This is a genomic window from Streptomyces sp. NPDC060031 (assembly GCF_042736805.1).
Taxonomy (GTDB): domain Bacteria; phylum Actinomycetota; class Actinomycetes; order Streptomycetales; family Streptomycetaceae; genus Streptomyces.
The window spans coordinates 37,743-63,336 of the sequence record NZ_JBHWVM010000042.1 but is presented as its reverse complement, the minus strand read 5'-3'; the positions used below and the strand labels follow the sequence as shown (position 1 = coordinate 63,336).

Below are 25,594 nucleotides of genomic sequence, written 5' to 3'. Positions count from 1 at the left end.
GCTAAGCCTTTCAGCGCCGATGGTACTGCAGGGGGGACCCTGTGGGAGAGTAGGACGCCGCCGAACAATCATTGTGGGAAAGCCCCGCACCTTTATGGTGCGGGGCTTTTCTGCGTTCTGGACCAGGTGCAATGGGCCGGGTGGGGGAGGTGCGGCCCTTCAGGTGTCCTGCGGATGCCCGGCATGGGGTCCGGATGGATTCGCACTGACGACTCGTAGGGTTGGCGCATGGGCTATGACCTCGTCATCTTCGACAACGACGGCGTGCTGGTGGACAGCGAGCCGCTCGCCAACAGCATCCTCGCCGGCTACCTGACCGAGCTGGGGCATCCGACCTCGTACGAGGAGTCGCTGAGCGACTACATGGGCGCCGCCGTGCACCGGGTGCACGATCTCGTGCTGGAGCGGACCGGGCAGCCGCTGCCGGGCGACTTCGACGAGAACCTGTACGCGCGCACCTTCGCCGCCTTCGAACGGGAACTGAAGCCCGTTCCGGGCGTCGAGGGGGTGCTGGGCGCGCTGATCGAGAGCGGGGTGTCGTACTGCCTCGCCTCCTCCGGGAGTCATGAGCGGATCCGGGTGGGCCACCGGGCGGCCGGGCTCGACGAGTGGTTCGAGGAGGAGTGGATCTTCAGCGCGGACGACGTCGGGAAGGGGAAGCCCGCCCCGGACCTGTTCCTGCACGCGGCGCGTTCCATGGGCGTGGAGCCGGCCCGTTGCGTGGTCATCGAGGACAGCCCGCTCGGGGTGCGGGCCGCGGCCGCCGCCGGGATGGACGTGTACGCGTTCACCGGGATGCTGCCCGCCGACCGGCTGCCCGGGGCCACCGGGTACTTCGGGGACATGGGGCAGCTCCTCGGGCTGCTCGGAATCCAGGGCTGAGGCGAGGCCCCGGACGCGGGCGGCCCGATTGATATGTGATCTCTCTACCCACCGGTAGCCCCGGGGCCTACGCTGTGCCGCCATGACAGCAGACGTGCGGCTGCGCCGCGGGCGTGGGGCCTTGGGGTTCAGCTTCTTCGTGCAGGGCGTGACCTTCGCCCTCCTCGTGACGCGGATCCCCGCCATCCAGGACCGGTACGGGATATCCGACGGGCTGCTGCCCGCCTTCCTCGCCGCCGTGCCGATCCTCGCCGGGGTGTCGAGCGTCGCGACCGAGCACCTGGTGAAGCGGGTGCCGCCCAGTGTGGTGCTGCGGTGGGCGCAGCCCCTGGTGCTGCTCGCGCTGCTCGGCGCCGGCGCCGGGACGGACCTGTGGCACGTGGCCCTGGCGCTCGGTGCGTTCGGGCTGTCGGTGGGTGCGCTGGACGCCTCCATGAACATGCTCGGGGTGAGTCTGCAGGGGGCGTACGGGCGCAGCATCATGCTCGGGTTCCACGCCTCGTACAGCCTGGGCGGGATCCTGGGGGCCTCGGCCGCGTGGGCGGGGGTGCACTGGCACCTGGCGCTGTTCGCGTCCTACCTCCCGGCCGTGGTCGTGCTGCTGCCGGCGGCGGTGGTCGTGGGCCGCTTCTACGTCGACCGCGGTGCGGCGGCGCACGAGAGCGACGGGACGGGGCTGGGCGTCGGCGGGTTCAAGCTGCTGCTGCCGCTGTGCCTGGTGATGGCGTGTGCGTACATCGGGGACTCGACGGTGGGGAACTGGAGTGCCAAGTACCTCCAGGACGTGCTGGGGAGCTCCGAGCAGCTCGCGACGGTCCCGTACAACGTGTACATGGTGACGACGCTCCTCGGGCGGGCCGTCGGCGACCTGGGGGTGCGGCGCTTCGGGGCCGTGGCCGTGGTGCGGACGGGCACGGTGGTGGCCGCCGGCGGGTTCGCGGTGGTGGCCGTGGCGTCGGGTCCGTGGGTGGGGATGCTCGGGTTCACGATGCTGGGGATCGGGCTGTGCGTGATCGTGCCGCAGACCTTCGCGGCGGCCGGACGGCTGTTCCCGGGGGCGTCGGACACCGCCGTGGCCCGGCTGAACATCTTCAACTACGTCGGTTTCCTGATCGGGGCCCCGCTCGTCGGGGGGATCGGGGACGCGTGGAGCTACCGGGGGGCGATGTTCGTGCCGATGGCCCTGGTGCTGGTGACACTGTTCTACGCCCGCTCGTTCGGCTCGGACGGGGCCCGATACGGTGTCCGGCATGAGCGGCCGCGGGTTGTTGATGTGGGACGAGGCGGTAACGAAGTATGACTTCGGGCCCAGCCATCCGATGGATCCGGTGCGCCTGGCGCTGACCATGGGCCTGGTACGGGCCTTCGGGCTCGACCGGGCGCTGGAGGTACGGGCCGGCAAGCCGGCCGGGGACTCGACGCTGCGGCTGGTCCACCGGGCGGATTACGTCGCCGCCGTGCGCGAGGTGTCGGCCGACCCCGGGGTGGCCGACGGCTCGTACGGGCTGGGGACGACGGACGATCCGGCGTTCCACGGGATGCACGAGGCGTCCGCGCTGATCGCCGGGCAGTCGGTGGCCGGGGCCGAGGCCGTCTGGCGCGGGGAGGCCGGGCACGCGGTGAACTTCGCCGGCGGGCTGCACCACGCGATGCCGGGCGGGGCGGCCGGGTTCTGCGTGTACAACGACGCGGCGCTGGCGATCGCGCGGCTGCTGGAGCTCGGGGCCGAGCGGGTGGCGTACGTGGATGTGGACGTGCACCACGGGGACGGGGTGCAGGCGGCCTTCTGGGACGACCCCAGGGTGCTGACCGTGTCGGTCCACGAGCACCCGCGGACGCTGTTCCCGCAGACGGGCTGGCCCGAGGAGACGGGCGGGGCGGCCGCCGAGGGGTCCGCGGTGAACGTGGCGCTGCCCGCCGGGACCGGGGACGAGGGCTGGCTCCGGGCCTTCCAGGCGACCGTGCCCGAGCTGCTGGCGGACTTCCGGCCCCAGGTGCTGGTGACCCAGCACGGGGCCGATACGCACTTCGAGGACCCGCTGGCGCACCTGGCGGTGTCGCTGGACGCCCAGCGGGCGGTCCAGGAGGCCTGTCACGGCCTCGCGCACGAGTACGCGGACGGGCGGTGGCTGGCGCTGGGCGGCGGCGGGTACGCGGTCGTGGACGTCGTACCGCGGTCGTGGACGCATCTGGTGGCCATCGCCGGGCACGCGCCGATCGATCCGCAGACGGCGGTCCCGGCGTCGTGGCGGGACGAGGTGTACGCGCGGACCCGGGAGTCGGCGCCGCGGCGGATGACGGACGGGCGGGTGCCGGTCTGGCGGGACTGGGAGGCCGGTTACGATCCGGCGGACCGTATCGATCAGGCCGTTCTGGCCACCCGGCGGGCGGTGTTCCCGCTGCGCGGAATGCTCACATAGCCGCCTTCTGTTACGCCAACTGTGGGGCGGTTCCTCGTAATTGATGAACCGCCAGGTCGGGTGCGGCAGCATCGGAGGGTGTTGAGCACCGCCGCACTGCGTGCGCATCTGCTGGCCGCCCGGTTGGCCGGGCCCGTCGCGACCTCCAGGGAGGAGAGCCTGCGCAGCTACCGGCTGTTCGCGGCGCGCGATCCGCGGGTGCTGCTGGGGCTGGACCCGGAGTGGGCGTGGGGCGAGCGGGACCTGCTGCGGCTGATGGCGGACAAGTGCGGGGTCTCGGCCGACCCGGCGCACGTCAGCGGGCCGGACGTGATCGATCCGGAGCTGACGGTGGCGGGGCTGGAGGCTTTCGCGGGGCGGCTGCGCGCGGCGGCGCGGGCGCGGGCCCCGGTGCTGTTCGGGACCGGTCATCCGCACCGGCTCCTGGGGTTCTACGCCGGTTTGGCGCAGGCGCTGTCGGCGGCGGGATGTCTTGTTCTCACTCCGGCGCAGGGGGTCGCCGTGGACGTGCAGACCCGGTTCGGCGTACGCCCGTACCGCATCGATTACGTACGGGGAGTCGCACTGGTGCGGGAAGGCGGCGCGCGCCCGCCCGGGAGTGCGACCGGCGCGCACACCCATTCTCCGCTGCCGGTTCGGATCGCCCTGGCTGCGCTCGCGGAGGCCGGCGGGCCGCTGCCGGAGCTGGTGGTGGGGGACCACGGGTGGGTCTGCGGTGCAGGTCAGCTCGGTGTGGAGGCGATCGGGCTGGCGGATACGGATGATCCGGCGCTGTTCGTCGGGGAGGCCGAGGGGCGGGTCTCGGTGGCGGTTCCGCTTGATGACGCGGTGCGCTCGGACTACTACAGGCCGCTCACTCGCTATGTGCTCAATCGGGCCAGTCTGCCGGGTGGGCAGGAGTGGCCGTAGCTCCTCTTCCCCACTCGTATCACACGCCCCTACTCTGGTGAGTGAGCGTGCGACGACGGGGCGTAACCGGAGGGGAAGCCGGTGCCCGTCATGCGCGGAAGGTCAAAGGTGTGTCATGGCTGCTGGCGAGAGGCCTCTCAGTGAGGTTCAGTTCCTGACCGTGGCGGAGGTCGCCTCGGTGATGCGAGTGTCGAAGATGACCGTGTACCGATTGGTGCACAACGGCCATCTGCCCGCAATCCGGGTGGGCCGGTCCTTCCGGGTCCCCGAAAATGCGGTCCACGAGTACCTGCGCGAGTCTTTTGTGGGGGTGGAGTCGGCCTGAGAACGGGCCTTCGGGGCCTGTCGGGCCCCTGCGGTACCCCTCGTGTGCACTCGGATTACAAGCTCAGAGCTCGGGCGGGTAGGCTAGGCCGACGTAGGTCGTGTGGGCCCCGACGCCCCGCACCGAATGAAGAGAAGTGAGCGAGGGTAGTCGTGGGCTCTGTTATTAAGAAGCGGCGCAAGCGGATGGCTAAGAAGAAGCACCGCAAGCTGCTCAAGCGCACCCGCGTCCAGCGCCGTAACAAGAAGTAAACGGCAGCTGTACGTGTTCTCCGCAGCCCCTCCACCATCCTGGTGGAGGGGCTGCGGTGTAGCCGGGGACCCGTTGTTCCTAACAGGGAGGCGCTGAGCTCGTGGGGAAGGTCGTGCTCGTCACCGGGGCTGCCCGGCAGCTGGGAGGCCGCTTCGTGCGCCGGATCCAGCGCGACCCGGAAGTCGAGCGGGTGATCGCGGTGGACGCGGTGACACCGCCGCACCGGCTCGGATCGGCGGAATTCATCCGTACGGACATCAGGCAGTCGGCGATCGCCCGCGTGCTCGCGGAGCACGCCGTCGACACGGTGGTCCATCTGGCGGTCACCGGGGGCAGCAGCTCGGGGGCGGGCGGAGGCTCGCACAGCACGGTCAAGGAAACCAACGTCATCGGGACGATGCAGCTCCTCGGGGCGTGCCAGAAGTCGCCGACGGTACGGCGGCTCGTGGTGAAGTCCAGTACGAGTGTGTACGGGGGGACCTCGCGGGACCCCGCCGTGTTCACCGAGACCACGCAGCCGAAGTCGCTGCCGTCGGCCGGGTTCGCGAAGGACGCCATCGAGGTCGAGGGGTACGTGCGCGGCTTCGCGCGAAGACGGCCGGACGTGGCGGTGTGCGTCCTGCGGTTCGCGAACATCCTGGGGCCCTTCGCGGACTCGGCGCTCGCCGAGTACTTCTCGATGCCGGTGATGCCGACGGTGCTGGGTTACGACCCGCGGCTCCAGTTCGTCCACGAGGACGACGTACTGGACGTGCTGCGGCTGGCGGCGCAGGAACCCAGGAGCGGGACGCTGAACAGCGGGACCTTCAACATCGCCGGTGACGGGGTGCTGCTGCTGTCGCAGTGCTCTCGGCGGCTGGGGCGCCCTACGGTGCCGCTGCTGCTGCCGGCGGTGACGTGGGTGGGATCGGCGCTGCGGGCGGTCGGGGTCACGGACTTCTCGCCCGAGCAGATCAGACTCCTCACGCACGGGCGGGTCGTGGAGACCGCGCAGATGCGGGAGGTGCTGGGGTTCGAGCCGATGTACACGACCACCGAGGCGTTCGCCGATTTCGCGCGGAGCCGGGGGACGGGGCTGCTGCCGCCGGAGCGTGCGGCGCGTGCGGTGGACCGGGTGGCGGGACTGGTGAACGCTGACGTGTCGAACGTCGAGCTGTTGAACGTAGAGCCTGCGGTTGAGGGAGCGAAGCGATAGTGGCGGACGCCAAGGTCATTCCGTTCGACGAGGACCGGTCGCGGCGGCGGCCCCGGCGGGTGCGGGTCGCTCCCGCGGTGGAGCCGGACCCGGTGCCGGCCGAGGCCGTGGTGGCCGCGGTGGAGGCCGCGCCGGAGCCGGCCGGGAGCAGCTGGGACCAGCGGGTCGCCGGCGGGCTGGCCTTCCTGCGGCGGCGGGTCACCGGGGAGTACGAGGTCGACGACTTCGGCTACGACAAGGAGCTGACCGATCAGGTCCTGATGTCGATGGTCCGGCCGCTGTACGACAAGTACTTCCGGGTCGAGGTCAAGGGCATCGAGAACATCCCGAAGGAGGGTGGTGCGCTGATCGTGGCGAACCACTCCGGGACGCTGCCGCTGGACGGCCTGATGCTGCAGGTCGCGGTGCACGACCACCACCCGGCGCAGCGGCACCTGCGGCTGCTGGCGGCGGACCTGGTCTTCATGCTGCCGGTGGTCAACGAGCTGGCGCGCAAGGCCGGGCACACGCTGGCGTGCGCGGAGGACGCGCAGCGGCTGCTGGAGGCCGGGGAGCTGGTCGGGGTGATGCCGGAGGGCTTCAAGGGGATCGGGAAGCCGTTCGGTGACCGGTACAAGCTGCAGCGGTTCGGCCGGGGCGGTTTCGTGTCGACGGCGCTGCGGGCGGGGACGCCGATCGTGCCGTGTTCGATCGTGGGGGCGGAGGAGATCTACCCGATGATCGGCAACGCGAAGACGCTCGCGCGGCTGTTGGGGATCCCGTACTTCCCGGTCACGCCGACGTTCCCGTGGCTGGGGCCGTTGGGGGCGGTGCCGTTGCCGACGAAGTGGACGATCCAGTTCGGCGAGCCGATCCCGACGGACGGGTATGCGGCGGAGGCCGCGGAGGACCCGATGCTGATGTTCAACCTGACGGATCAGGTGCGGGAGCAGATTCAGCACACGCTGTACAAGCTGCTGGTGCAGCGCAGGTCTGTCTTTTTCTGAGCGTTGGGTGCCGGGGCTCTGCTGCCCCGGACCCCGCGCCTCGAACGCCGGCGAGGCCGGATCCCAGCCACGCCGGCGTTCGCGTACGGGCTACTCCGTGTCGTCCGCCTTCAGCCCCAGGCCCGGAAGGAGGCCGGGGAGGAGGGGCGGGAGGGTGATTTCCGGCTTGGGGAGGTCCGGTGCCGTCGTGGGGGTGGTGGTGGACTGGCCGCCCGCGGGCGGGTTCAGCAGGTTGCCCGTGCCGCCCAGGAGACCGCCGCCGGGGGCCGGGGGCTTGCCGGATTCCGACGCGCTCGGGGTGGGTGCGGCGGACGGCGCGCCCGGGGCGGGGGCGGATTGCTGCTTGCCCGCCGGGGTGCTCGGCTTGGCGGGGGTTCCCGGGCTGCGGGTCTGCTCGGGTGGCTTGGGGAGCAGGCCCTGGAGCGGCGCCACGTCATCGTCTATGGCCTGGAAGACCGAGTCGACTTCGCCGCCCACATCGGTGAGCTGTACGGGGAGCTTCTGCCGGAGCCTGCCCCACGCGTCGCCCTGGGACTGGGAGAACGACGACAGTGCCGCGATCGGGCCGAGCGAGCCGTCCCGTTCGTACGCGGCCTGGAGGAGCCGGTGGCCCTCCGAGGCGTCGTGCTTCATGCCCGCCAGTGCGCGGCGGATCGCGCCCAGGGACTCGTGGTCCAGTACGCCCGTCCGGCCGCGCTCCATCAGCCTGCGGGCTTCCGACAGGCGGTTCGCGGCCTGGTCGAGGTAGAGCTCGCCCCGGTCCGAATCGTCGTCGGCCATCCCGAGCCTGATGTCCTCCATGCCCCGCTTCACGGGGTAGAGGTGGTCACCGGGCAGGGCGTCCGTGCTGGCAGCGGCCACTCCGCTGAATGCCCCTGCGGCCACACCCACGGTGAGGCCGCCCGCCGCGATGCCCTTGGACCAGCGGGAGCGGGGTCGCAATTTCCGGAGCGAGGTCGCCCGGTGGGCGCCGCGGCCGGTCCGCTGTTCGGGCACCTGAGGGTCGGCGGCGGCAACGCCTCCGGCTCTCTCCTGCATCACCTTGGCTTCCATGGCGGCAACGAGCTGGGCTCGCTGCACCACTTTGACTTCGGGGTCCAGCACCGGGCGCGGCATTCGTTCGCCGAGCACGCTCGCCAGGGCCAACAACCGGTCGTGGTCGGCAGGTGCCTCGGACTGCTCGGCCGCCGGGTCCGGTTCTGAAAGATCGGACGGGGTCCGTTCCTCCAGGGCCTGGGCGAAGGCGTTCGCCCGCCGGTGCGGAGTCACGTTCGCGATCACTGGCGGCACCTCCTCTCGTCATGACGATCGACTCCCCAAGGTGTCCGGAAGGTTGCCTTCCTTGAGCACATCCACCCTTTCGAGTGAGCGGCTTCGGGCAGGGCGTGTCCACAGGGAGCCTGCATCCCGCACAACGAGCGGCGCGGCAGTTGGGTTACGGACGAAGGATGATCGGACCACAGCGTCATCGAGGGGTCACCGGTTGTGTGGATGGAGGGATTCAGCGGGCGGCGCCGTCAGCGGGCGTCGTCCGGGAGGAGGCGGGCCAGGGTGCGGACCGCCCGGTACTGGAGCGTCTTGATGGCGCCCTCGTTCTTCCCCATGACGCGCGCCGTCTCCGCGACCGAGAGGCCCTGGAGGAAGCGCAGGGTCACGCACTCCTGCTGCTGGGGGTTGAGTTTCCGTACGGCTTCCAGCAGGGCCGCGTTGGAAAGGGACTCCAGGACGGAGTCCTCGGGGGAGCGTTCCACCTCGTTCGCGTCGAGCATTTCGCCTGTGGTCACTTCCAGGCGGAACCGGCTGGACTTGAAGTGGTCGGCGACCAGGTTGCGGGCGATCGTCACGAGCCAGGCGCCGAAGTCGCGGCCCTGCCAGGTGAAGGTGGAGATGCGGCGCAGCGCGCGCAGGAAGGTCTCGCTGGTGAGATCCTCCGCGGTCGCCTTGCCGCCGACGCGGTAGTAGATATAGCGGTAGACCGTGTCGCTGTACTGGTCGTACAGGCGGCCGAAGGCCTCGGCCTCGCCGGCCTGGGCGCGTTCGACCAGGTCCATCATGCGGGCCTGGTCGCTGTCCGCGGTGGGGCGGCGGGCGGCGGGCGCGGCGGTGCCGGCGGCGCCGGTGCTCGAACCCGAGCGACCGCGTCTGCCCACCGTCGCTCCGCCGTCGGTCAGGGCATAGCAAGGACCGGCCGGACCGTGGCCGGCAGGGACCGCGGTGGCGAAGGCGGGGACGGCGTACGCGGTGGGGACGAAGCCGCGCAGGTGGTCGAGGACCGTTGCGCGCAGCGTAGCCAGGCCCGAGGCGTCAACCCCGACAGGTGGGTACACGGGACTCCCAGAGGCAGAGCTTCCATCACGTGCAGTGCGGGACCGTTCACCTGTCGTGGCGACAGATGGCCGGTGGCATGCGTTTGAGGAGAATAACGCTTCGTACAGGCGGCGCTACACCCAGTTGCTCAAATCACCGGTTCCGACACTTCTGTTGCGTGTCGAGGGCATATTCAGTCGCAGTTGGTGATCGTTTCTTGATCGGTTGGATGCGCGGAATGGCGGCTTCCAGCGCGGCTCGCGACCGAGTCGGGCATGCCCGAGTGCCGCGCCGGGGGCGCGGGTAGGGGGGAGCGAATGCCGGTGCCCCGGCTCGGCGGGCGGGAGTCCGGGCCGGAGCCGGTGCGGGGCCCGGCGCGGGGGCCGGCGCGGCTACTTGCGGCGGCGGTGCAGGGCGATGGCGGCGGCCGCGCCGCCGGCGATGGCCCCGACTCCGGCGGCTGCCGGGACGCCGACCTTCACGGCCTTGCGGCCGGTCCGATAGTCGCGCAGCCGCCAGTCGTGGGCGCGGGCATGCTTGCGCAGTTTTGTGTCGGGATTGATCGCGTACGGATGTCCGACCAGCGACAGCATCGGGATGTCGTTGTGCGAATCGCTGTACGCGGCGCAGCGTTCGAGGTCGAAGCCCTCGGCCGCGGCCAGGGCGCGGACCGCCTCCGCCTTGGCGGGGCCGTGCAGCGGCTCGCCGACCAGGCGGCCGGTGTAGATGCCGTCCACGGACTCGGCGACGGTGCCCAGGGCGCCGGTCAGGCCGAGCCGGCGGGCGATGATCGTGGCCGTCTCGACGGGCGCCGCGGTGACCAGCCACACCTTCTGGCCGGCGTCGAGGTGGGCCTGGGCCAGGGCGCGGGTGCCCGGCCAGATCCGCTCGGCCATGTACTCGTCGTAGATCTCCTCGCCGATGGCCATGAGTTCGCAGACCTTGTGGCCCTTGACGATGGACAGCGCGCTGTCGCGGGCGTCCTGCATGTGGTCGGGGTCCTCGACGCCGGCGAGCCGGAACCAGGCCTGCTGCCAGGCGAAGCGGGCGAGTTCGCGGCGGCGGAAGAACTCGCGCTTGTAGAGGCCGCGGCCGAAGTGGAAGATCGCGGCGCCCTGCATGACGGTGTTGTCGAGGTCGAAGAAGGCGGCGGCGAGGTCGTCGCCGGCCACGGGGAACTCGACTTCCTCCTCGGCCCGCGCCGCGTCGGGCGCGGCCGGCTCCTCGGTGAAGGGCGGGGCTTCGGCCTGCGCGGTCTTGCGGGCGGCCTCGGCCGAGGCCTCGCCTGCCAGCACGCTCCGCGCGGTGGCGGAGCGCCTACGGGGGGTGAGCCATCCCAGAGCGGCCATGACGCGAGCATAGCCACTGTGTTCGGGAGTTCCCGAACCGATGGGATGCGGGGGCGTGAACTCTGCGGGGCGAGGGTGTTAAGGGCCCGGCGCGGGAGAATGGGGGCATGAGCCCTTTGCTGCGCCGTAAGGAAAAGAAGCGTCCCGACGAGCGGGTGGTCACGCTCATCGGGAAGCCGGGCTGCCATCTGTGCGATGACGCCCAGGAAGTGATCGAGAGGATCTGCGCCGAGACCGGTGCGCAATGGGAGAAGAAGGACATCTCGCAGGATGCGGAGCTCTACCGGCTCCACTGGGAGCAGATCCCCGTGGTGTTGGTGGACGGCGAACAGCACACCTTCTGGAGGGTGAACCCTGACCGGCTCAAGCGGGCATTGGGGGCCTGACCCTTCCGCCGGTTATGATCATGGGCGATTTGTGGGGTTCGGGGGCGTATCGATGAGGAGTGTGTACGGTTTTGCCCCCTTCGGGATTTGAACGGGTTCGGCGTAGTTCCGGTTCCCGCGCAGGGCGGCCGGGCTGCGTGACCCCGGTCACTTTGCTCGGACAAACCGGACACAATCTTTGTGCACGCGTTCACAAAGACATAGCCTGCTTCCGACGGGGCGGTCTTGGGACAAGTGACCGCCTGCAGCCCCGCTCATCCCGCAGGAGCATCGTGGCAACTGGCCGAACTCACCGACCGGCGACCCGCAGCCGAGGTATTCCCGAGGCCACTGTCGCCCGGCTTCCGCTGTACTTGCGCGCTCTCACCGCGCTCTCCGAGCGATCGGTGCCCACGGTGTCCTCCGAGGAGCTCGCGGCCGCCGCCGGAGTCAACTCCGCGAAGCTGCGCAAGGACTTCTCGTACCTCGGCTCCTACGGGACGCGCGGCGTCGGCTACGACGTCGAATACCTCGTCTACCAGATCTCCCGCGAGCTCGGGCTGACCCAGGACTGGCCCGTCGTCATCGTCGGCATCGGCAACCTCGGCGCCGCCCTGGCCAACTACGGCGGCTTCGCGTCCCGCGGCTTCCGGGTCGCGGCGCTCATCGACGCCGACCCGGCGATGGCCGGCAAGCCGGTCGCCGGCATGCCCGTGCGGCACACCGATGAGCTGGAGAAGATCATCGAGGAGAACGGCGTCTCGATCGGCGTCATCGCGACGCCGGCCGGGGCCGCCCAGCAGGTCAGCGAGCGGCTGATCGCCGCCGGCGTCACCTCCATCCTGAACTTCGCCCCGACCGTGCTGTCCGTGCCCGAGGGCGTCGACGTGCGCAAGGTCGACCTGTCGATCGAGCTCCAGATCCTCGCCTTCCACGAGCAGCGCAAGGCCGGGGAGGAAGCCGCCGCGGCCGCCTCCGCCAGTGGCTTCGACGAGGGTTCCGACTCCGGCGCGGGTGCGGCTCCGGCCGCCGCCGTGGTGCCGCCCGCCGGGCGGGCCACCGCCGTCGCACGCAAGGGCAACCCCGAGGGTGACGTCCCGGCGGTGATGCCGGCATGAGTCTGCTCGTCGTAGGGCTGAGCCACCGCAGCGCGCCGGTGAGCGTGCTGGAGCGGGCCTCGCTGTCCGCCGACGCCAAGGCCAAGCTGCTGCACGACACGCTGGCCGCGGAGCCGGCGGCGGAGGCGGCGGTGCTCGCCACCTGCAACCGGATCGAGCTGTACGCCGACGTGGACAAGTTCCACGCCGGTGTCGCCGAGCTGTCGACGCTGCTCGCGCAGCACAGCGGTGTCGCGCTGGAGGAACTCACCCCTTACCTGTACGTCCACTACGAGGACCGGGCGGTGCACCACCTCTTCTCGGTGGCGTGCGGGCTGGACTCGATGGTGGTCGGCGAGGGACAGATCCTCGGGCAGATCAAGGACGCGCTGGCGCTGGGGCAGGAGCTCCACACGGCGGGCCGGCTGATCAACGACCTCTTCCAGCAGGCGCTGCGGGTCGGCAAGCGGGCGCACTCCGAGACCGGGATCGACCGGGCGGGGCAGTCGCTGGTGACGTTCGGGCTGGAGCAGCTGGCCGGGGCGGCCGTGCCGGTGGGGGTGTGGGCCGCGGGGAAGCGGGCGCTGGTGATCGGCGCCGGGTCGATGTCCTCGCTGGCCGCGGCGACGCTGGCGCGGGTGGGTGTGGCCGAGGTCGTGGTGGCGAACCGGACCGCCGAGCGGGCGGAGCGGTTGGCCGGGATTCTGGTTGCCTCAGGCACGGGTGTGCGGGCTTCGGCCGTGCCGATGGCTTCTGTCGCCGATGAGCTGACACGAGTCGACGTGGTCGTCTCGTGCACCGGGGCGACCGGGCTGGTGCTGACCGCCGATGACGTGCGCGCCGCCGTGTCCTGGGGCGCCGCCGATGTGCTCGCGCACGCGGGGCTGAAGGATCGGGGCTCCGCCCCGGATCCCGCGCCTCAAACGCCGGCGGGGCTGGATCTGGCTCAGGCCGGACTGGATTTGGCTGCGGCCGGGCTGGATCCGGATGTTGTGGCGCGGCTGGCCGCTGCTGCTCGGGACGGAGGCCGGTTGGCCGATGCCGGGGCCGCTCGGACGCTTACCGCCGAGCCCGACGGGTGTCCCGTGGGGCCGGAGGGGCGGGTCGCGCTGACCGGGGTGGACGCCAACTCGCTCGAACTGCACGGGACGTGGGCCGATCAGGGCGAGGCCGCCGCGCAGCGGCAGCCTCGGAAGACGGTGCGGAGCCAGGACGGTTCGCCCGTACGGCTCGCGCTGCTGGACCTGGCCATGCCCCGGGACATCGACGCCGCCGTGCACCGGGTCCCGGGCGTGCGGCTCGTCGACATCGAGTCGCTCGCCGAGGCGTCCGCGGACGCGCCGATGGCCGCCGACGTCGACGCCGTGCGCGGCATAGTCGCCGGCGAGGTGGCCGCCTTCGGGGCCGCCCAGCGGGCCGCGCACATCACGCCCACCGTGGTCGCCCTGCGCGCCATGGCCGCCGAGGTCGTCGCCATGGAAGTGGCGCGGCTGGACGGACGGGTCCCCGACCTCGACGAGCGGCAGCGGTCCGAGGTCACTCAGACCGTCCGGCGCGTCGTCGACAAGCTCCTCCACGCGCCGACCGTGCGCGTCAAGCAGCTCGCGAGCGAGCCCGGCGGCGCCGGGTACGCGGAGGCGCTGCGCGAACTCTTCGATCTCGACCCGCAGACGGTGGCTTCCGTCAGCCGGGCCGACGAGGCTGACAAGAACCACGACTCAGGACGGGCATCATGAATCCACGTCTCGACCAGCCACTGCGGCTCGGCACGCGGCGCAGCAAGCTGGCCATGTCCCAGTCCGGGCATGTCGCCGAGGCGGTACGGGCGGTCACCGGCCGGTCCGTCGAGCTCGTGGAGATCACGACCTACGGTGACGTCTCGCGCGAGCACCTCGCGCAGATCGGCGGCACCGGGGTCTTCGTGACCGCGCTGCGCGACGCCCTGGTGCGCGGCGAGGTCGACTTCGCCGTGCACTCGCTGAAGGACCTGCCGACCACGCAGCCGGACGACCTCGTGATCGCGGCCATGCCGCAGCGCGAGGACGCCCGGGACGCGCTCGTCGCGCGCGACGGCCTGACCTTCGAGCAGCTGCCCGACGGAGCCCGGATCGGTACCGGTTCGCCGCGCCGCACGGCCCAGCTGCACGCCTACGCCAAAACCCTCGGCAAGGTCATCGAGACCGTCGCCATCCGCGGCAACGTCGACACCCGGATCGGCTTCGTGCGGGCCGGCGAGCTCGACGCCGTCGTCCTGGCCGCCGCCGGTCTGAACCGGATCGGCCGCGCCGACGAAGCCACCGACCTGCTCTCCGTCGACAACGTGCTGCCCGCTCCGGGCCAGGGCGCGCTCGCCGTGGAGTGCCTCGCGTCCAACGCGGACCTGATCGCCGCGCTCGGTGAACTCGACGACCCGTACACCCGGGCCGCCGTGACCGCCGAGCGTGCCCTGCTCGCCGCCCTGGAGGCCGGCTGCAGTGCCCCCGTCGGGGCGCTCGCCGACCTGCTGGCCGATGGGCAGACTGTCAATGAAATGCGCCTGCGCGGCGTCGTCGGCACGCTCGACGGCTCGACGCTGGTGCAGCTGTCCACCACCGGTCCCGTACCCCAGTCGTACGACGAGGCCATGGCTCTCGGCCGTGAACTCGCCGACGAGATGCTGGCTAAGGGTGCGGCCGGTCTGATGGGGGAGCGGTCGCTTTGAACCCCAAAAGTCCCACCACTCCCGCTTTCGCGGCCTTCGCGGCGCACGGGCACGTCACCTTCCTCGGTGCCGGCCCCGGCGACCCGGGTCTGCTGACGCTGCGTGCCGTCGAGGCGCTCGCCGCGGCGGACGTGCTGATCGCCGAGCCCGAAGTGCTCGACGTCGTACGGGCGCATGCGCGCGCGGGCGTGGACACGCCACAGCTGACGATTGCTGACGAAGTGTCAGCAGCCGCCGGTGTACCGGTGATCCGGGACGCCGCCAATCTTGTCATGGAAGCGGCACGTTCCGGCAGGCGGGTCGTGCGTGCCGTCACGGGCGACCCCGGGCTCGACGGGAGCGCGGCCGAGGAGATGCTCGTCTGCGCCGCCGAGGGCATCCCCTTCGAGGTGGTTCCGGGCATCCCGACCGCCGTCGGCGTCCCGGCGTACGCGGGTGTCCCGCTGCGCGGCAAGCGGGGCGACGACAACGGCGTGCGGTTCGTGGACGCCAAGAGCGCCTCCGCGCGCTGCTGGACCGAGGTCGGCGCCAGCGACGGCATCCTCGTCGTCTCCGCGACGCTGGAGACGGTCTCGGCCGCCGCCGCCGAGCTGGTGAGCGCCGGGCGCAAGCCCGACACCCCGCTGACCGTGACCGTGGCCGGTACCACGACCCGCCAGCGCACCTGGAGCGCGACCCTGGGCACCATCGCCCAGGTGTTCAAGCAGGGCAAGGTGCTCCCGTCGCCCGAGGGCGCCCGGCCGGTCATAGCCGTGGTCGGTGAGCACGGCGCCGCCGCGCGGCGCGAGGAGCTGGCCTGGTTCGAGTCGAAGCCGCTGTTCGGCTGGCGGGTCCTCGTACCGCGTACCAAGGAGCAGTCCGCCTCGCTCTCCGACCAACTGCGTTCGTACGGCGCCGTGCCCCACGAGGTGCCGACCATCGCCGTGGAGCCGCCGCGCACCCCGCAGCAGATGGAGCGGGCCGTCAAGGGGCTCGTCACCGGGCGCTACGAGTGGATCGCCTTCACCTCGGTCAATGCCGTGAAGGCCGTCCGGGAGAAGTTCGAGGAGTACGGGCTCGACGCCCGCGCCTTCGCCGGGATCAAGGTCGCCGCCGTCGGCGAGCAGACCGCCGCGGCGCTGGTGGAGTTCGGCGTGAAGCCGGACCTGGTGCCCAGCGGCGAGCAGTCCGCGGCCGGGCTGCTGGAGGACTGGCCGCCGTACGACCCGGTCTTCGACCCGATCGACCGCGTCTTCCTGCCGCGCGCCGACATCGCGACCGAGACGCTGGTCGCGGGCCTGATCGAGCTCGGGTGGGAGGTCGACGACGTCACCGCCTACCGGACCGTGCGCGCGTCGCCGCCGCCGGCGGACACGCGTGAGGCGATCAAGGGCGGCGGTTTCGACGCCGTGCTCTTCACGTCCTCCTCGACCGTGCGCAACCTCGTCGGCATCGCCGGCAAGCCGCACAACGTCACCGTCATCGCGTGCATCGGGCCGGCGACGGCCAAGACCGCGGAGGAGCACGGGCTGCGCGTGGACGTGCTCTCGCCGGAGCCGTCGGTGTCGAAGCTGGCGGAGGCCCTGGCCGAGTACGGTGCCGCGCGCCGCGACGCGGCCAAGGAGGCCGGCGAGTCGGTGTACCGCCCGAGCGAGCGGCGGCCGGGGGCGCGCAGGCGCCGTACCACCTAGCGGTGGGCCTAGCGGTGGGCTGAGCGGGAACGGGCCGGGCGGCCGCGGGGCTCCGCGCCGGACCCCGCTCCTCGAACTGGAACGCCGGAGGGGCTGAATTTTCCAGCCCCTCCGGCGTTCTAGGCTGGGTGCGACTGTTCTCGGCTCGGAGAGGCGACTGAAGATGAGCGCGTACGGATCCTTCCCCGGCTCGCGGCCCCGGCGGCTGCGCACCACCCCGGCGATGCGGCGGATGGTCGCGGAGTACCGGCTGCACCCCTCCGACCTGATCCTTCCGGCGTTCGTGCGGGAGGGCATCAGCGAGCCGCTCGCGATCTCGGCCATGCCGGGCGTGGTCCAGCACACCCGTGACACGCTGCGCAAGGCCGCCGTGGAAGCGGTCGAGGCGGGCGTCAGCGGGATCATGCTGTTCGGTGTCCCGGCCGACGAGAACAAGGACGCGCTGGGCACGGCGGGCACCGAGCCGGACGGGATCCTCCAGCTCGCGATCCGCGACGTGAGGTCCGAGGTCGGCGACGACCTGGTGATCATGTCCGACCTCTGTCTGGACGAGTACACCGACCACGGCCACTGCGGGGTCCTGGACGAGCACGGGCGCGTCGACAACGACGCGACCCTGGAACGGTACGCCGAGATGGCGCAGGTCCAGGCCGACGCGGGCGTCCACGTGGTCGGCCCCAGCGGGATGATGGACGGCCAGGTCGGCGTGATCCGCGACGCGCTGGACGAGACCGGGCACGAGGACGTCTCGATCCTCGCCTACACCGCGAAGTACTCCTCCGCCTTCTACGGCCCCTTCCGCGAGGCCGTCGCCTCCTCGCTCCAGGGCGACCGCAAGACGTACCAGCAGGACCCGGCGAACGCCCGGGAGTCCCTGCGGGAGCTGGCCCTCGACCTGGAGGAGGGCGCCGACATGGTGATGGTCAAGCCGGCCGGCCCCTACCTCGACATCCTCCACCGGGTCGCGCAGGCCGTGGACGTGCCGGTGGCCGCTTACCAGATCAGCGGCGAGTACGCGATGATCGAGGCGGCCGCGGAGAAGGGCTGGATCGAGCGCGACCGGGCCATCCTGGAGACGCTGCTCGGCATCAAGCGGGCGGGCGCCGACACGATCCTGACGTACTGGGCGACCGAGGTCGCGGGCTGGCTGCGCACGCAGCGCTGACCGCCGCCGGGTAAGGCAAACACGTACGGGGGAGTACGCCGGCTCGCTTACGCTGACGCAATGGTGAAGCAGCAGCGTGGCGAGGCCACCGTCGAGCAGCTCCTGACCGCCGCACTGCGGGTGTACGCCGAGTCGGGCCAGCAGGGATTCACCGTCAACTCCGTCACGGCGGCCAGCGGTGTGAGCCTGGGCAGCCTGTACCACCACTTCGGGAGTTTCGACGGGCTCGCCGCCGCGCTGTACATCCGGTGCATGGGCCGGCTCTTCGACGGGATGATGGCCGCGCTGGAGCGCTCCCGGACGGCTCGGACCGGCGTACTGGCCCTGGTGCAGGCCTACTTGGACTTCACTCGGGAGAACCAGGACGCCGCGCTGTTCCTGCACGCCTCCGCGTACTCCGGCTACCTGGCCGTGCACGAGGCCGAGATCCGGGCGGTCAAGGAGGAGAAGCTCGCGCCGATGGCGGTGTGGATGTGGACCCGGATGGAGAAGGGCGAGATCCGGCCGCTTCCGGGACCGGTGGTGGAGGTGCTGGTCATCGGGCCGCCGTGCGAGGCCGCGCGGCGCTGGCTGTCCAACACCTACGATCTCGACCTGGACGAGGTCGCGAAGGTCCTGCCGGACGCCGTCTGGAGATCCCTGAGGCCGGAGTGATGTCCGGCCGAGACGGCCCGGTTCTAAAATTGCACTCTAGAAATGCCTCCCCAACCCGGGCTGGGCGCGCCACACTTGGCAGCGCTGGATGCGCCGTGTACGCCCACGGGGCCGCCGCCCTTCCGGGGTCCCGCAGGGGAGGGCCCGGGAAGGCTGCCGGTGGGGTTTGCGGGAGCGGGGGGTACGGGCGCACCCTGGAGGCAGGGTGACCCCCTGGAGGTGATGCACCATGTCCACGCTCGTCGGGTGGCATGCGGAGATCGAATTCACCGAGGAAGGCCACCGCACCAGTGCGGCGGCCATGGTCAGACTCGGGGACGGCTCCGAGATCAGGGCGCACGGCTACGCCATGCGTCATCCGTCCGACCCGGAGCAGCTACGGGTCGGCGAAGAGATCGCCGGCGCGCGAGCGCTGATGGATCTCGCGTCCCAGATGTTGCAGAAGGCCCACACCGAGATCGACGCGGCAACGGGCCGCCACTCCTATCCGCTGACCCATTGAGCGAGCCCCGCCCAGGCGGCGGGGCTCAGGTCGAGCACGGGCCCGTGCGGGACCTTCGAGTCCCGCACGTGGATCGTTTCGCTGCCGCTGTGCCGCGCGGGGAGGGCCACCTCGAGGCACTGGGATCCCTCATCGGCGCTGTAGCTGGACTTGAACCACACCGGTACGGCGGAGGGGGTGGTCATCGCTCTCCTAGCAAACGGTCCAACAGAGTCCGTGTCTCGTCGATGTTGAGGGCCTGGGTCCGCAGCATCGCATACCTCTGGGCGAGGATGCTGACGTCGTCGGGACCGGAGATGATGTTGCTGCAACGCTGGCCCTCGGTGTAGGCGACGTACTGGTGCTGGGCTGTCTCCAGCACGGTGAAGGAGCCTCCCCGGCCCGCGTGGTGGGACGTCCCAGCGGGCAGCACTTGGAATGTGACGTGGGGGAGCCGGGTGCAGGCAAGCAGATGCCTTAGCTGCTCCTTGTAGACCTCGTTTCCACCGAGCCGATCCCGAAGCGCCGGCTCCCATACAACGAAGCTGAGACTCGGCGGCACCTCGCGCCGCAGGATTTCCATCCGGTCCAACCGGTCGCCGGTCAGGCGACCAATCGTCTCCTCGGAGTACGCGGGTACACGGCTGGCGAAGAGCGCGCGCATGTAGCCCTCGGTCTGAAGCAAGCCGGGGATCACCGTGCACTCGAACCAGGAGAAGGTGATCGCCGTACGCTCAAGGTCCATGTACGCCTCGGACCACGGTGGCGACGGGTCTCTGTCAGGCATCTCATTGGCGGCCACGGTCAACAGGCCCGGCAGGCCGAGGTGGAAATCCATCAGCTCGGCTACGTTCGGCATCAGGGCCCGTCGGCCCTGTTCGATGGAGGCGATCGTCTCCTCGTCGAGGTTGACCAGCTCGCCGAGCTGCCTCTGGGTCAGGTTCTTGGCGATCCGGGCGGCGGCCACCTGGCGGCCCACCATCTTCATGGTGGTCGCGTTCGGCCTTGGTCGCTTCTTCGGTGGCATGACTGCGAACTCCCCACACCTGCACGCGAAATACCCCAGGCGGACCCGTACTCAGTGGTGAGTACGGGTCGGCGCTGAGGACCACGCTAGTCACTCCGCGCCACGATGGGCCGGTGAATCTCCATACTCAACCGGCACTTCTGCGGGATCAGTTCTTCCTGCGGTCACGCCAAACCGTGAGCTCAGCGCGACAGTTCACACGTGACACCTTGCACGCGTGGGGGGTGGTGGCCCGGCGGGACGACATGTTGCTCTGCGTGAGCGAGCTGGCCACCAATGCCCTGCTGCACGGGGTCCCGCCCGGGCGGGGGTACCTGCTGCGGCTGCTGACCTTCGACGCCACCGTGCGGATCGAGGTCCACGACAGTGGCCCCGGCGCCCCACGGGTCGGCGGCCGGCCGGGCGGTGAGTCCACCACCGGCCGGGGGCTCATGCTCGTGGCGGCCCTGGCGGACGAGTGGGGCGTGCTCACACGCCACCCGGGCAAGGTCGTCTGGTGCGAGTTCCGCTAGGCGGGCCGGACCGCCCGGCCGAGGCCGTGGAGGCCTTCGACCGGGCGGCGGCCCTGCTCGACGCGGTCGGCGACTCGGGAGGGTCAGGCGGGCTGCTCCGGGGCCGAGGCCGTGATGACGGAGAAGCCGCCGCCCTGGGGGTCGGCGAGGACGGCCATCCGGCCGGCCGCCATGTCGAAGGCGGGGGCGAGGACGCTGCCCCCGGCGCGGACGGCGGCGGCCTGGACGTCGTCGACGCTGTCGACGTGGAAGTACGGCATCCAGTGCGCGGGGACCCCGGGCGGCAGCTTGGAGAGGTCCATCATCCCGCCGACCGCGCGACCGGCGACCTTGAACTCCACGTAGCCCTCGGCGTCCGGCATCTGGGAGGCGGCCGTGGTGACCGGCAGCACGGCGGAGTAGAACGCCGCCGCGGCCGGGATGTCGCCCGTGGTCAGCTCGTTCCAGATGAGGGCGCCGTGCTCGTTGACGATGCCCGCGCCGTCGAAGGTGCCGGCCTGCCACAGGCCCACCGCGGCACCGGTGGGGTCGGTGATCACGGCCATTCTGCCGAGGTCCATGACGTCCATCGCGGGCATCATGACCGCGCCCCCGGCGTCGGTGACCGCCTTGAGGGTGGAGTCGAGGGAGTCGGTGGCCAGGTACGTGGTCCACACGGTCGGGGGCATCGGGTCGGGGGTGGTGCCGTCCGGGTTCATCGCCTTCATGATCCCGGCGACCGGCTTGCCCTTGAGGGTGCAGACCGAGTACCCGCCCTGTTCGGCCGGGCCGATCTCGCCCTGCCAGCCGAACAGGTCGCCGTAGAAGTCGAGGGCCGCCTGCTGGTCGGGGACCATCAGGTCGATCCAGCACGGAGTGCCGGGCTTGTAGGGGCCGTTCATGTCGGGCACGGGGGTCTCCGATGGTGCGTGGGGGAAGGACGGGCCGTCCCCTACCCGGGCCGTACGAGCCGAACCGGGCCGTAAGGGTGACGTTAGATGCGCGTCACACCCACCGTTAGGGCCCTGCGGCAGCGTTCCGACCGAGAAGCGGACCACCAGACAGGGAGACGGTCATGGACGCAACGGTGAAGCGGTACGGGCAGCGGCAGCGGACCGCGCCCGGCCGGCGGATGACGCGGTGCCTGGCCGCGGCGGGGGCCGCCCTGGTCCTGGCCGCGGTGGCGGCCGGCCCCGCGAACGCCGTGGCCCGGCCGGACGCGACGGCGGCGGGGGCGGGGGCGACAGCGACGGCGGAGCAGCAGACCGGCCCGGGGATCCTGGCGGCACGCAGCACCCACGTGAGGCTGGTCAACCTGACGGACCGGCACTGGACGTTCGGGGAGGCCTCGCTGAGCCACGGGATCTGGAGCTCGCGCCTGCCCGAGGTGATCGCCCCGTACTCCGCGGGCGACTGGCAGTCGGAGTCGAACGGGGTCATGACCGGCACCGAGGGGCGCGCGACGTACTCGACGGCCAACGGTCCCGTGGAGGTCCGCTGGAACAACCCGTTCGTCGGCAGCAACACCTATAGCTGCCGGGTGCCGGCCGGCTACTCGTGCGAGCGGTTCGCAGGTTCCGGCGACAACGCCTCGGTGACCTTCGAGGTGCGCGGGGGCTGACGCCGCTCCCCGCGGGCCGGCGCCGGTGAGGGGGCCTCCTCATCGCTGGCCCAGCGCGCGCAGGGCCTTGCCGCGGGTGTCCAGGAGCAGCTCCCGGCGCTCGTCCGACGGTTCGTCGGAGGCGAGTTCCAAGCCCCGCCGGCACAGGGCCAGCGCCTCGTCCGGGCGCCCGGTCGCGAGGCGGTGGGCGGCCAGGTGGTAGAGGGCCAGGACCTCGGTGTGGGGGTGATCGAGGTCCTGGGCCATGCGCGCCGCCCGTTCGCGCAGCTCCCCGGCGCCCGGCAGGTCGCCCGCGCGCTCCAGCGCGATGGCCCAGTTGACCAGGGCGATGACCTGGCCGGGCGGGTCCGCGGCCCGTGAGGCCAGCTCCGGCGCCCGGCTCAGGTGCTCCAGTGCCGCGGTGTGCTGCCCGTTCTCGGTGAGGACCCAGCCGAGCAGCGAGCCCAGCCGCGACTGCGCGTCCGGGTCGCCGAGTGCGGTGGCGGCGGTGAGGGCGCGCTGGAGGACCGGCTCCCAGCCGTCGTGCACCTGGCGCACGATGAGCGGCCACAGCTGTACGGCGATGCGCCAGACCAGCTCCGGATGCCCCGCCTCGGCCGCGGCGGCGACCGCCGCGGTGAGGTTGGCCCGCTCGGTGCCCAGCCAGGCCATCGCCCCGGCGCGGTCGGCGAATGCGGGTGGCGGTCCGGGCGGGAGCACTCCGGCGGGCAGGGTGCAGCAGGGCTGGCTGCCGGGTTCGGCCGCCGCCGTGGCGGCCCGGGCGGCGGACAGGTAGTGCACCAGCAGACGTCGCAGCCCCCCGGGGTCGGCGCGGTCGGCGAAGGAACGGGCGTACAGGCGGGTCAGGTCGTGCATCAGGTACCGGTCGCTGGTCCGCTCCTCGACGAGGTGGGCGGCGGCCAGGTCCTCCAGGGCCCCGCGGGCCGCCAGTGGCGGCAGGCCGCTGAGGGCGGCCGCGGCGCCGGCGTCGAGCTCGGACCCCACGTGCAGGGCGAGCTGGCGGAAGAGCAGCGCGGCGTCCGGCGGCAGCTGCTGCACGCTCATCCGCAGTGTCGCCTCGACCCCGAGGTCCTCGCCGCACAGCAGGGACAGCCGCTGGTGTTCGTCGAGCAGACCGTCGGCCATGGCGCGCAGGGCGAGCCGGGGCCGTGCGGCGAGCCGGGCGGCGGCCAGCCGCAGGGCGAGCGGAAGGCCGTCGCACAGGACGGACAGCTCCTGCGCGGCGGCGGGCTCCGCCTCCACCCGGCCGTCACCGATGACGGTGCGCAGGACCCGTACCCCCTCGGCGGGTGCCAGGCGGCCGAGCGGCAGCAGCCGCGCGCAATCGGTGGCCACGAGCCCTTCCAGGCGGTTGCGGCTGGTGACCAGCACCGTGCAGCCGGGCGTCCCGGGCAGCAGGGGACGTACCTGGACCGAGTCGCGGGCGTTGTCGAGCAGGACGAGGGCGCGGCGGCCGGAGAGCGTCGCGCGGTACAGGTTCTCCGCGGCGCGCGCCTCCGTCGGGAGGAGCTCCTCGGGGACCCCGAAGGCTTGCAGGAAGTCGTGCAGGACACCGGTCGTCTGGGGGCCGGTGCCGTCCGGTTCCCCGGCGCGCAGGTCGGCGTAGAGGATGCCGTCGGGGAAGTCGGCGGCGTGTGCGTACGCCCAGTGGACGGCGAGCGAGGTCTTGCCGACCCCGGCGGGGCCGGTGACCACGCTGAGCGGCGCCCTGTCCGACCGCGCGGCGGCGGTGAGCCGCGCCAGGTCTTCCGTGCGGCTGACGAAACCGGCCGGCGCGCGCGGTAACAGGAAGGGCGGCGCGGGCGCCGCGGGCGGCTCAGCGGCGGCGGCCACCCGCTCGGCGGGCTGTGCGGCCGGCCGTGCCGGCGCCCTGGGCGGTGCCCCCCGGGTGGGCGCGGCGGCGGCCGGCGGCTGCGGGGGCCGGCCGCGCAGCAGCGCCAGGTACGCCTCGGACAGCGCGGCGCCCGGGTCGACGCCGAGTTCCCGGGCGAGCCGGCGCTGGGTGCGGCGGTAGAGCGCGACGGCGTCGGCCTGGCGGTCCGCGTGGTGCAGCGCGCGCACGACGGCCGCGATCAGGGACTCCCTCAGCGGGTGCCGCTCGGCGGCGGGCCGCAGCAGCGCGAGCGCCTCCGCTCCCCGGCCGCATGCGTGCAGGGCGGCGGCGAACTGCTCCAGCGCGCCCAGGTGTTCCTCCGCCAGCCGGTCGGCCGCCGCCGTCATCAGCGGGGTGTCGCCCACCCCGCCGAGCACCGGGCCGCGCCACAGGCCGAGGGCGTCGCGCAGCAGTTCCGCGGGCCGCTCGCCCGGGGGCGGGGCCGTGGACCGGCGCACCAGCTCGCGGAAGCGCCACAGGTCCGCCGAGCCGGGAGCAGCGCGCAGCGCGTACCCGCTGTCCGTGGTGACGACGTCGGTGTCCCGCTCGGCGCGCAACAGGCCGCGCAGCGCGGACACATGGCCGTACACGACGGTCCGGGCGTGCGTCGGCGGCCGGTCGTCCCACAGCGCCTCGGTGATCCGCTCGGCGCCCACGGGCGCGCCGTCCGCGAGCACGAGCAGCGCCAGCAGGGCTCTGCGCTTGGGCGGCCCGAGCGGTATCTCGGCCTGCCCCGAGAAGGCCGACACCGGCCCGAGCAAACGGAAATTCATCACGCGTCCCACCCGCCCCACGTCGTTCCTTGCCGCACCTTACGAGCCCATAGGGCCCTACTCGCGGGCGAAGAGGGATAAAGGCGCGAAATGGTCCACCATGTACGCAAACACAGCCGGGATCCGCGTTAGATCGCCGTTAGGCCGCGTCGGCAAGCTCATCGCTGCGAAGCCGGAACGAGGAACAGGAGACACACATGTCGACCAACTCGCGATTCCATACAGGTGCGCGGCGCACCGTCGTGGCGGCCATGGCCGCCGCCATGGTCCTGGCCCCGGCCGTCACGGCCGCGGCCGCGACCGGGGGCCACGCCTCGCAACAGGCCTCGGTGGGGGTGCAGTCGGCGCGCAGCACCCAGGTCAAGGTCGTCAACGAGACCACGACGACGATGTACCGCAACTTCACGTCGCTCGCGCACGGGGTGTGGGACGACGCGACGCCGCCGGAGACGATCGACAGCCTCAAGTCGGCCACCTGGGGCTCGCACTCCTCGGGGATGATGACGGGGACGGAAGGGACCGCGACGTACGCCCTCGGCAACGACGGCGAGGCGACCATCTACTGGAACAACCCGTACGCGGGCAGCAACGGCTACGGCTGCACGGTGCCCCGCGGCTACACCTGTTCGCGCACCGGCGGCGGCGGCAACAACGCGTCGGCGACGTTCACCATCGGCCGCGACGGGCAGTTCTCGGTGAACGCGGCCCGCAGCACGACGGTCAAACTGCAAAACCGCACCCCCAACACGATGGACCGCACCTCGTCGGGCCTGATCCACGGCACGTGGACCGACAACATGGTCCCGCCGGACCGCGTGTACCCGATGGGCGACGGCACCTGGCAGTCGGAGTCGAACGGCTTCATGACCGGGACGGAAGGCGCGGCGGTCTACAGCATGCTCGACGTCGGCAACGTCAGCATCGGCTGGAACAACCCGTTCTCGGGCAGCAACGGCTACTACTGCAACGTCCCGAACGGCTTCGTCTGCAAGCAGGGCGGTGGCAGCGGCAACAACGCCTCCGTCACCTTCACCGTGATGAAGGGCTGACC

The 25,594-nt window shown here is 71.8% G+C and carries 26 protein-coding genes; 19 read left to right on the top strand and 7 right to left on the bottom strand.

The window, feature by feature from the left end; translation table 11 throughout:
• Positions 1-228 precede the first annotated feature (228 nt).
• The 8 genes from ACFWB8_RS20205 (at position 229) to ACFWB8_RS20170 (ending at position 6,969) form a co-directional block, all read left to right on the top strand.
• On the top strand, positions 229-882 hold the full coding sequence (locus ACFWB8_RS20205; RefSeq protein WP_385228506.1) for an HAD family hydrolase: 654 nt from the start codon (positions 229-231) through the stop codon (positions 880-882).
• Between the two features lie 82 nt (positions 883-964).
• Positions 965-2,182, top strand: a complete 1,218-nt coding sequence (locus ACFWB8_RS20200) for an MFS transporter (RefSeq protein ID WP_385228503.1) — start codon at positions 965-967, stop codon at positions 2,180-2,182.
• On the top strand, positions 2,133-3,302 hold the full coding sequence (locus ACFWB8_RS20195) for an acetoin utilization protein AcuC (RefSeq protein WP_385228500.1): 1,170 nt from the start codon (positions 2,133-2,135) through the stop codon (positions 3,300-3,302). The genes ACFWB8_RS20200 and ACFWB8_RS20195 overlap by 50 nt, the downstream gene beginning before the upstream one ends.
• Before the next feature lie 78 nt (positions 3,303-3,380).
• Entirely contained in the window at positions 3,381-4,211 is an 831-nt protein-coding gene (locus ACFWB8_RS20190) for a phosphatase (RefSeq protein WP_385228497.1), read from the top strand.
• A gap of 115 nt (positions 4,212-4,326) precedes the next feature.
• Complete coding sequence (locus ACFWB8_RS20185; protein WP_162688852.1) at positions 4,327-4,536, top strand: helix-turn-helix domain-containing protein; 210 nt, start codon at positions 4,327-4,329, stop codon at positions 4,534-4,536.
• A 152-nt stretch (positions 4,537-4,688) separates the two neighbouring features.
• Positions 4,689-4,787, top strand: a complete 99-nt coding sequence (locus ACFWB8_RS20180) for a 30S ribosomal protein bS22 (RefSeq protein ID WP_003948845.1) — start codon at positions 4,689-4,691, stop codon at positions 4,785-4,787.
• A 101-nt stretch (positions 4,788-4,888) separates the two neighbouring features.
• A complete protein-coding gene (locus ACFWB8_RS20175; RefSeq protein ID WP_385228494.1) occupies positions 4,889-5,983 on the top strand; it encodes an NAD-dependent epimerase/dehydratase family protein in 1,095 nt (364 codons plus the stop codon).
• Positions 5,983-6,969: a lysophospholipid acyltransferase family protein gene (locus tag ACFWB8_RS20170; protein ID WP_385228491.1), complete on the top strand. Its 987-nt coding sequence runs from the start codon at positions 5,983-5,985 to the stop codon at positions 6,967-6,969. Before ACFWB8_RS20175 ends, ACFWB8_RS20170 begins: the two co-directional genes overlap by 1 nt.
• A gap of 90 nt (positions 6,970-7,059) precedes the next feature.
• Here the strand turns inward: ACFWB8_RS20170 and ACFWB8_RS20165 are convergent, their stop codons facing one another.
• The 3 genes from ACFWB8_RS20165 to ACFWB8_RS20155 all read right to left on the bottom strand — a co-directional run bounded on the left by ACFWB8_RS20165 (position 7,060) and on the right by ACFWB8_RS20155 (position 10,625).
• Positions 7,060-8,250: a DUF5667 domain-containing protein gene (locus tag ACFWB8_RS20165; protein WP_385228488.1), complete on the bottom strand. Its 1,191-nt coding sequence runs from the start codon at positions 8,248-8,250 to the stop codon at positions 7,060-7,062.
• Between the two features lie 236 nt (positions 8,251-8,486).
• Positions 8,487-9,296, bottom strand: a complete 810-nt coding sequence (locus ACFWB8_RS20160; RefSeq protein WP_385228484.1) for an ECF subfamily RNA polymerase sigma factor, BldN family — start codon at positions 9,294-9,296, stop codon at positions 8,487-8,489.
• 372 nt (positions 9,297-9,668) lie between these two features.
• Entirely contained in the window at positions 9,669-10,625 is a 957-nt protein-coding gene (locus ACFWB8_RS20155) for an HAD family hydrolase (protein WP_385228481.1), read from the bottom strand.
• A gap of 107 nt (positions 10,626-10,732) precedes the next feature.
• Here ACFWB8_RS20155 and ACFWB8_RS20150 point away from each other — a divergent pair, with 107 nt between their 5' ends.
• From ACFWB8_RS20150 to ACFWB8_RS20115, 8 genes are all read left to right on the top strand, one after another.
• Positions 10,733-11,011 carry a glutaredoxin family protein gene (locus ACFWB8_RS20150; RefSeq protein WP_385228478.1) on the top strand — a complete coding sequence of 93 codons (279 nt, stop codon included), beginning with the start codon at positions 10,733-10,735 and terminating at the stop codon, positions 11,009-11,011.
• Between the two features lie 272 nt (positions 11,012-11,283).
• Positions 11,284-12,108 (top strand): redox-sensing transcriptional repressor Rex, encoded by an 825-nt coding sequence (locus tag ACFWB8_RS20145; protein ID WP_385228475.1) that lies wholly within the window; start codon positions 11,284-11,286, stop codon positions 12,106-12,108.
• Entirely contained in the window at positions 12,105-13,823 is a 1,719-nt protein-coding gene (locus ACFWB8_RS20140; RefSeq protein WP_385228472.1) for a glutamyl-tRNA reductase, read from the top strand. Before ACFWB8_RS20145 ends, ACFWB8_RS20140 begins: the two co-directional genes overlap by 4 nt.
• Positions 13,820-14,788, top strand: coding sequence for a hydroxymethylbilane synthase (hemC, locus tag ACFWB8_RS20135; RefSeq protein ID WP_385228469.1), 969 nt, complete (start codon positions 13,820-13,822; stop codon positions 14,786-14,788). Before ACFWB8_RS20140 ends, hemC begins: the two co-directional genes overlap by 4 nt.
• Positions 14,785-16,458, top strand: a complete 1,674-nt coding sequence (locus tag ACFWB8_RS20130; protein WP_385228466.1) for a uroporphyrinogen-III synthase — start codon at positions 14,785-14,787, stop codon at positions 16,456-16,458. Before hemC ends, ACFWB8_RS20130 begins: the two co-directional genes overlap by 4 nt.
• Positions 16,459-16,621: 163 nt before the next feature.
• A complete protein-coding gene (gene hemB, locus ACFWB8_RS20125; RefSeq protein WP_385228463.1) occupies positions 16,622-17,623 on the top strand; it encodes a porphobilinogen synthase in 1,002 nt (333 codons plus the stop codon).
• Between the two features lie 60 nt (positions 17,624-17,683).
• Positions 17,684-18,277 (top strand): TetR/AcrR family transcriptional regulator, encoded by a 594-nt coding sequence (locus ACFWB8_RS20120; RefSeq protein WP_385228461.1) that lies wholly within the window; start codon positions 17,684-17,686, stop codon positions 18,275-18,277.
• Positions 18,278-18,506: 229 nt separating this feature from the next.
• Positions 18,507-18,779 carry a DUF1876 domain-containing protein gene (locus ACFWB8_RS20115; protein WP_385228458.1) on the top strand — a complete coding sequence of 91 codons (273 nt, stop codon included), beginning with the start codon at positions 18,507-18,509 and terminating at the stop codon, positions 18,777-18,779.
• Here the strand turns inward: ACFWB8_RS20115 and ACFWB8_RS20110 are convergent.
• The gene (locus ACFWB8_RS20110; protein ID WP_385228455.1) at positions 18,761-18,964 is read right to left on the bottom strand and encodes a DUF397 domain-containing protein; all 204 of its coding nucleotides are present in this window, start codon (positions 18,962-18,964) and stop codon (positions 18,761-18,763) included. The two genes, ACFWB8_RS20115 and ACFWB8_RS20110, sit on opposite strands and share 19 nt — an antisense overlap.
• Complete coding sequence (locus ACFWB8_RS20105) at positions 18,961-19,785, bottom strand: Scr1 family TA system antitoxin-like transcriptional regulator (protein ID WP_385228452.1); 825 nt, start codon at positions 19,783-19,785, stop codon at positions 18,961-18,963. The genes ACFWB8_RS20110 and ACFWB8_RS20105 overlap by 4 nt, the downstream gene beginning before the upstream one ends.
• Before the next feature lie 113 nt (positions 19,786-19,898).
• Between ACFWB8_RS20105 and ACFWB8_RS20100 the strand changes: the two genes are divergently transcribed.
• The gene (locus tag ACFWB8_RS20100) at positions 19,899-20,297 is read left to right on the top strand and encodes an ATP-binding protein (protein WP_385228449.1); all 399 of its coding nucleotides are present in this window, start codon (positions 19,899-19,901) and stop codon (positions 20,295-20,297) included.
• An 83-nt stretch (positions 20,298-20,380) separates the two neighbouring features.
• Here the strand turns inward: ACFWB8_RS20100 and ACFWB8_RS20095 are convergent, their stop codons facing one another.
• Positions 20,381-21,178: a VOC family protein gene (locus ACFWB8_RS20095; protein WP_385228518.1), complete on the bottom strand. Its 798-nt coding sequence runs from the start codon at positions 21,176-21,178 to the stop codon at positions 20,381-20,383.
• Between the two features lie 173 nt (positions 21,179-21,351).
• On the opposite strand from ACFWB8_RS20095, the gene ACFWB8_RS20090 reads away from it, so the two are divergent.
• Positions 21,352-21,897 carry a hypothetical protein gene (locus ACFWB8_RS20090; protein ID WP_385228446.1) on the top strand — a complete coding sequence of 182 codons (546 nt, stop codon included), beginning with the start codon at positions 21,352-21,354 and terminating at the stop codon, positions 21,895-21,897.
• Positions 21,898-21,936: 39 nt separating this feature from the next.
• On the opposite strand, the gene ACFWB8_RS20085 is transcribed toward ACFWB8_RS20090, so the two are convergent.
• Positions 21,937-24,543 (bottom strand): BTAD domain-containing putative transcriptional regulator, encoded by a 2,607-nt coding sequence (locus tag ACFWB8_RS20085; protein ID WP_385228443.1) that lies wholly within the window; start codon positions 24,541-24,543, stop codon positions 21,937-21,939.
• A gap of 197 nt (positions 24,544-24,740) precedes the next feature.
• Between ACFWB8_RS20085 and ACFWB8_RS20080 the strand changes: the two genes are divergently transcribed.
• Positions 24,741-25,592 carry a Crystal protein ET79 gene (locus tag ACFWB8_RS20080; RefSeq protein WP_385228440.1) on the top strand — a complete coding sequence of 284 codons (852 nt, stop codon included), beginning with the start codon at positions 24,741-24,743 and terminating at the stop codon, positions 25,590-25,592.
• Positions 25,593-25,594 lie beyond the last annotated feature (2 nt).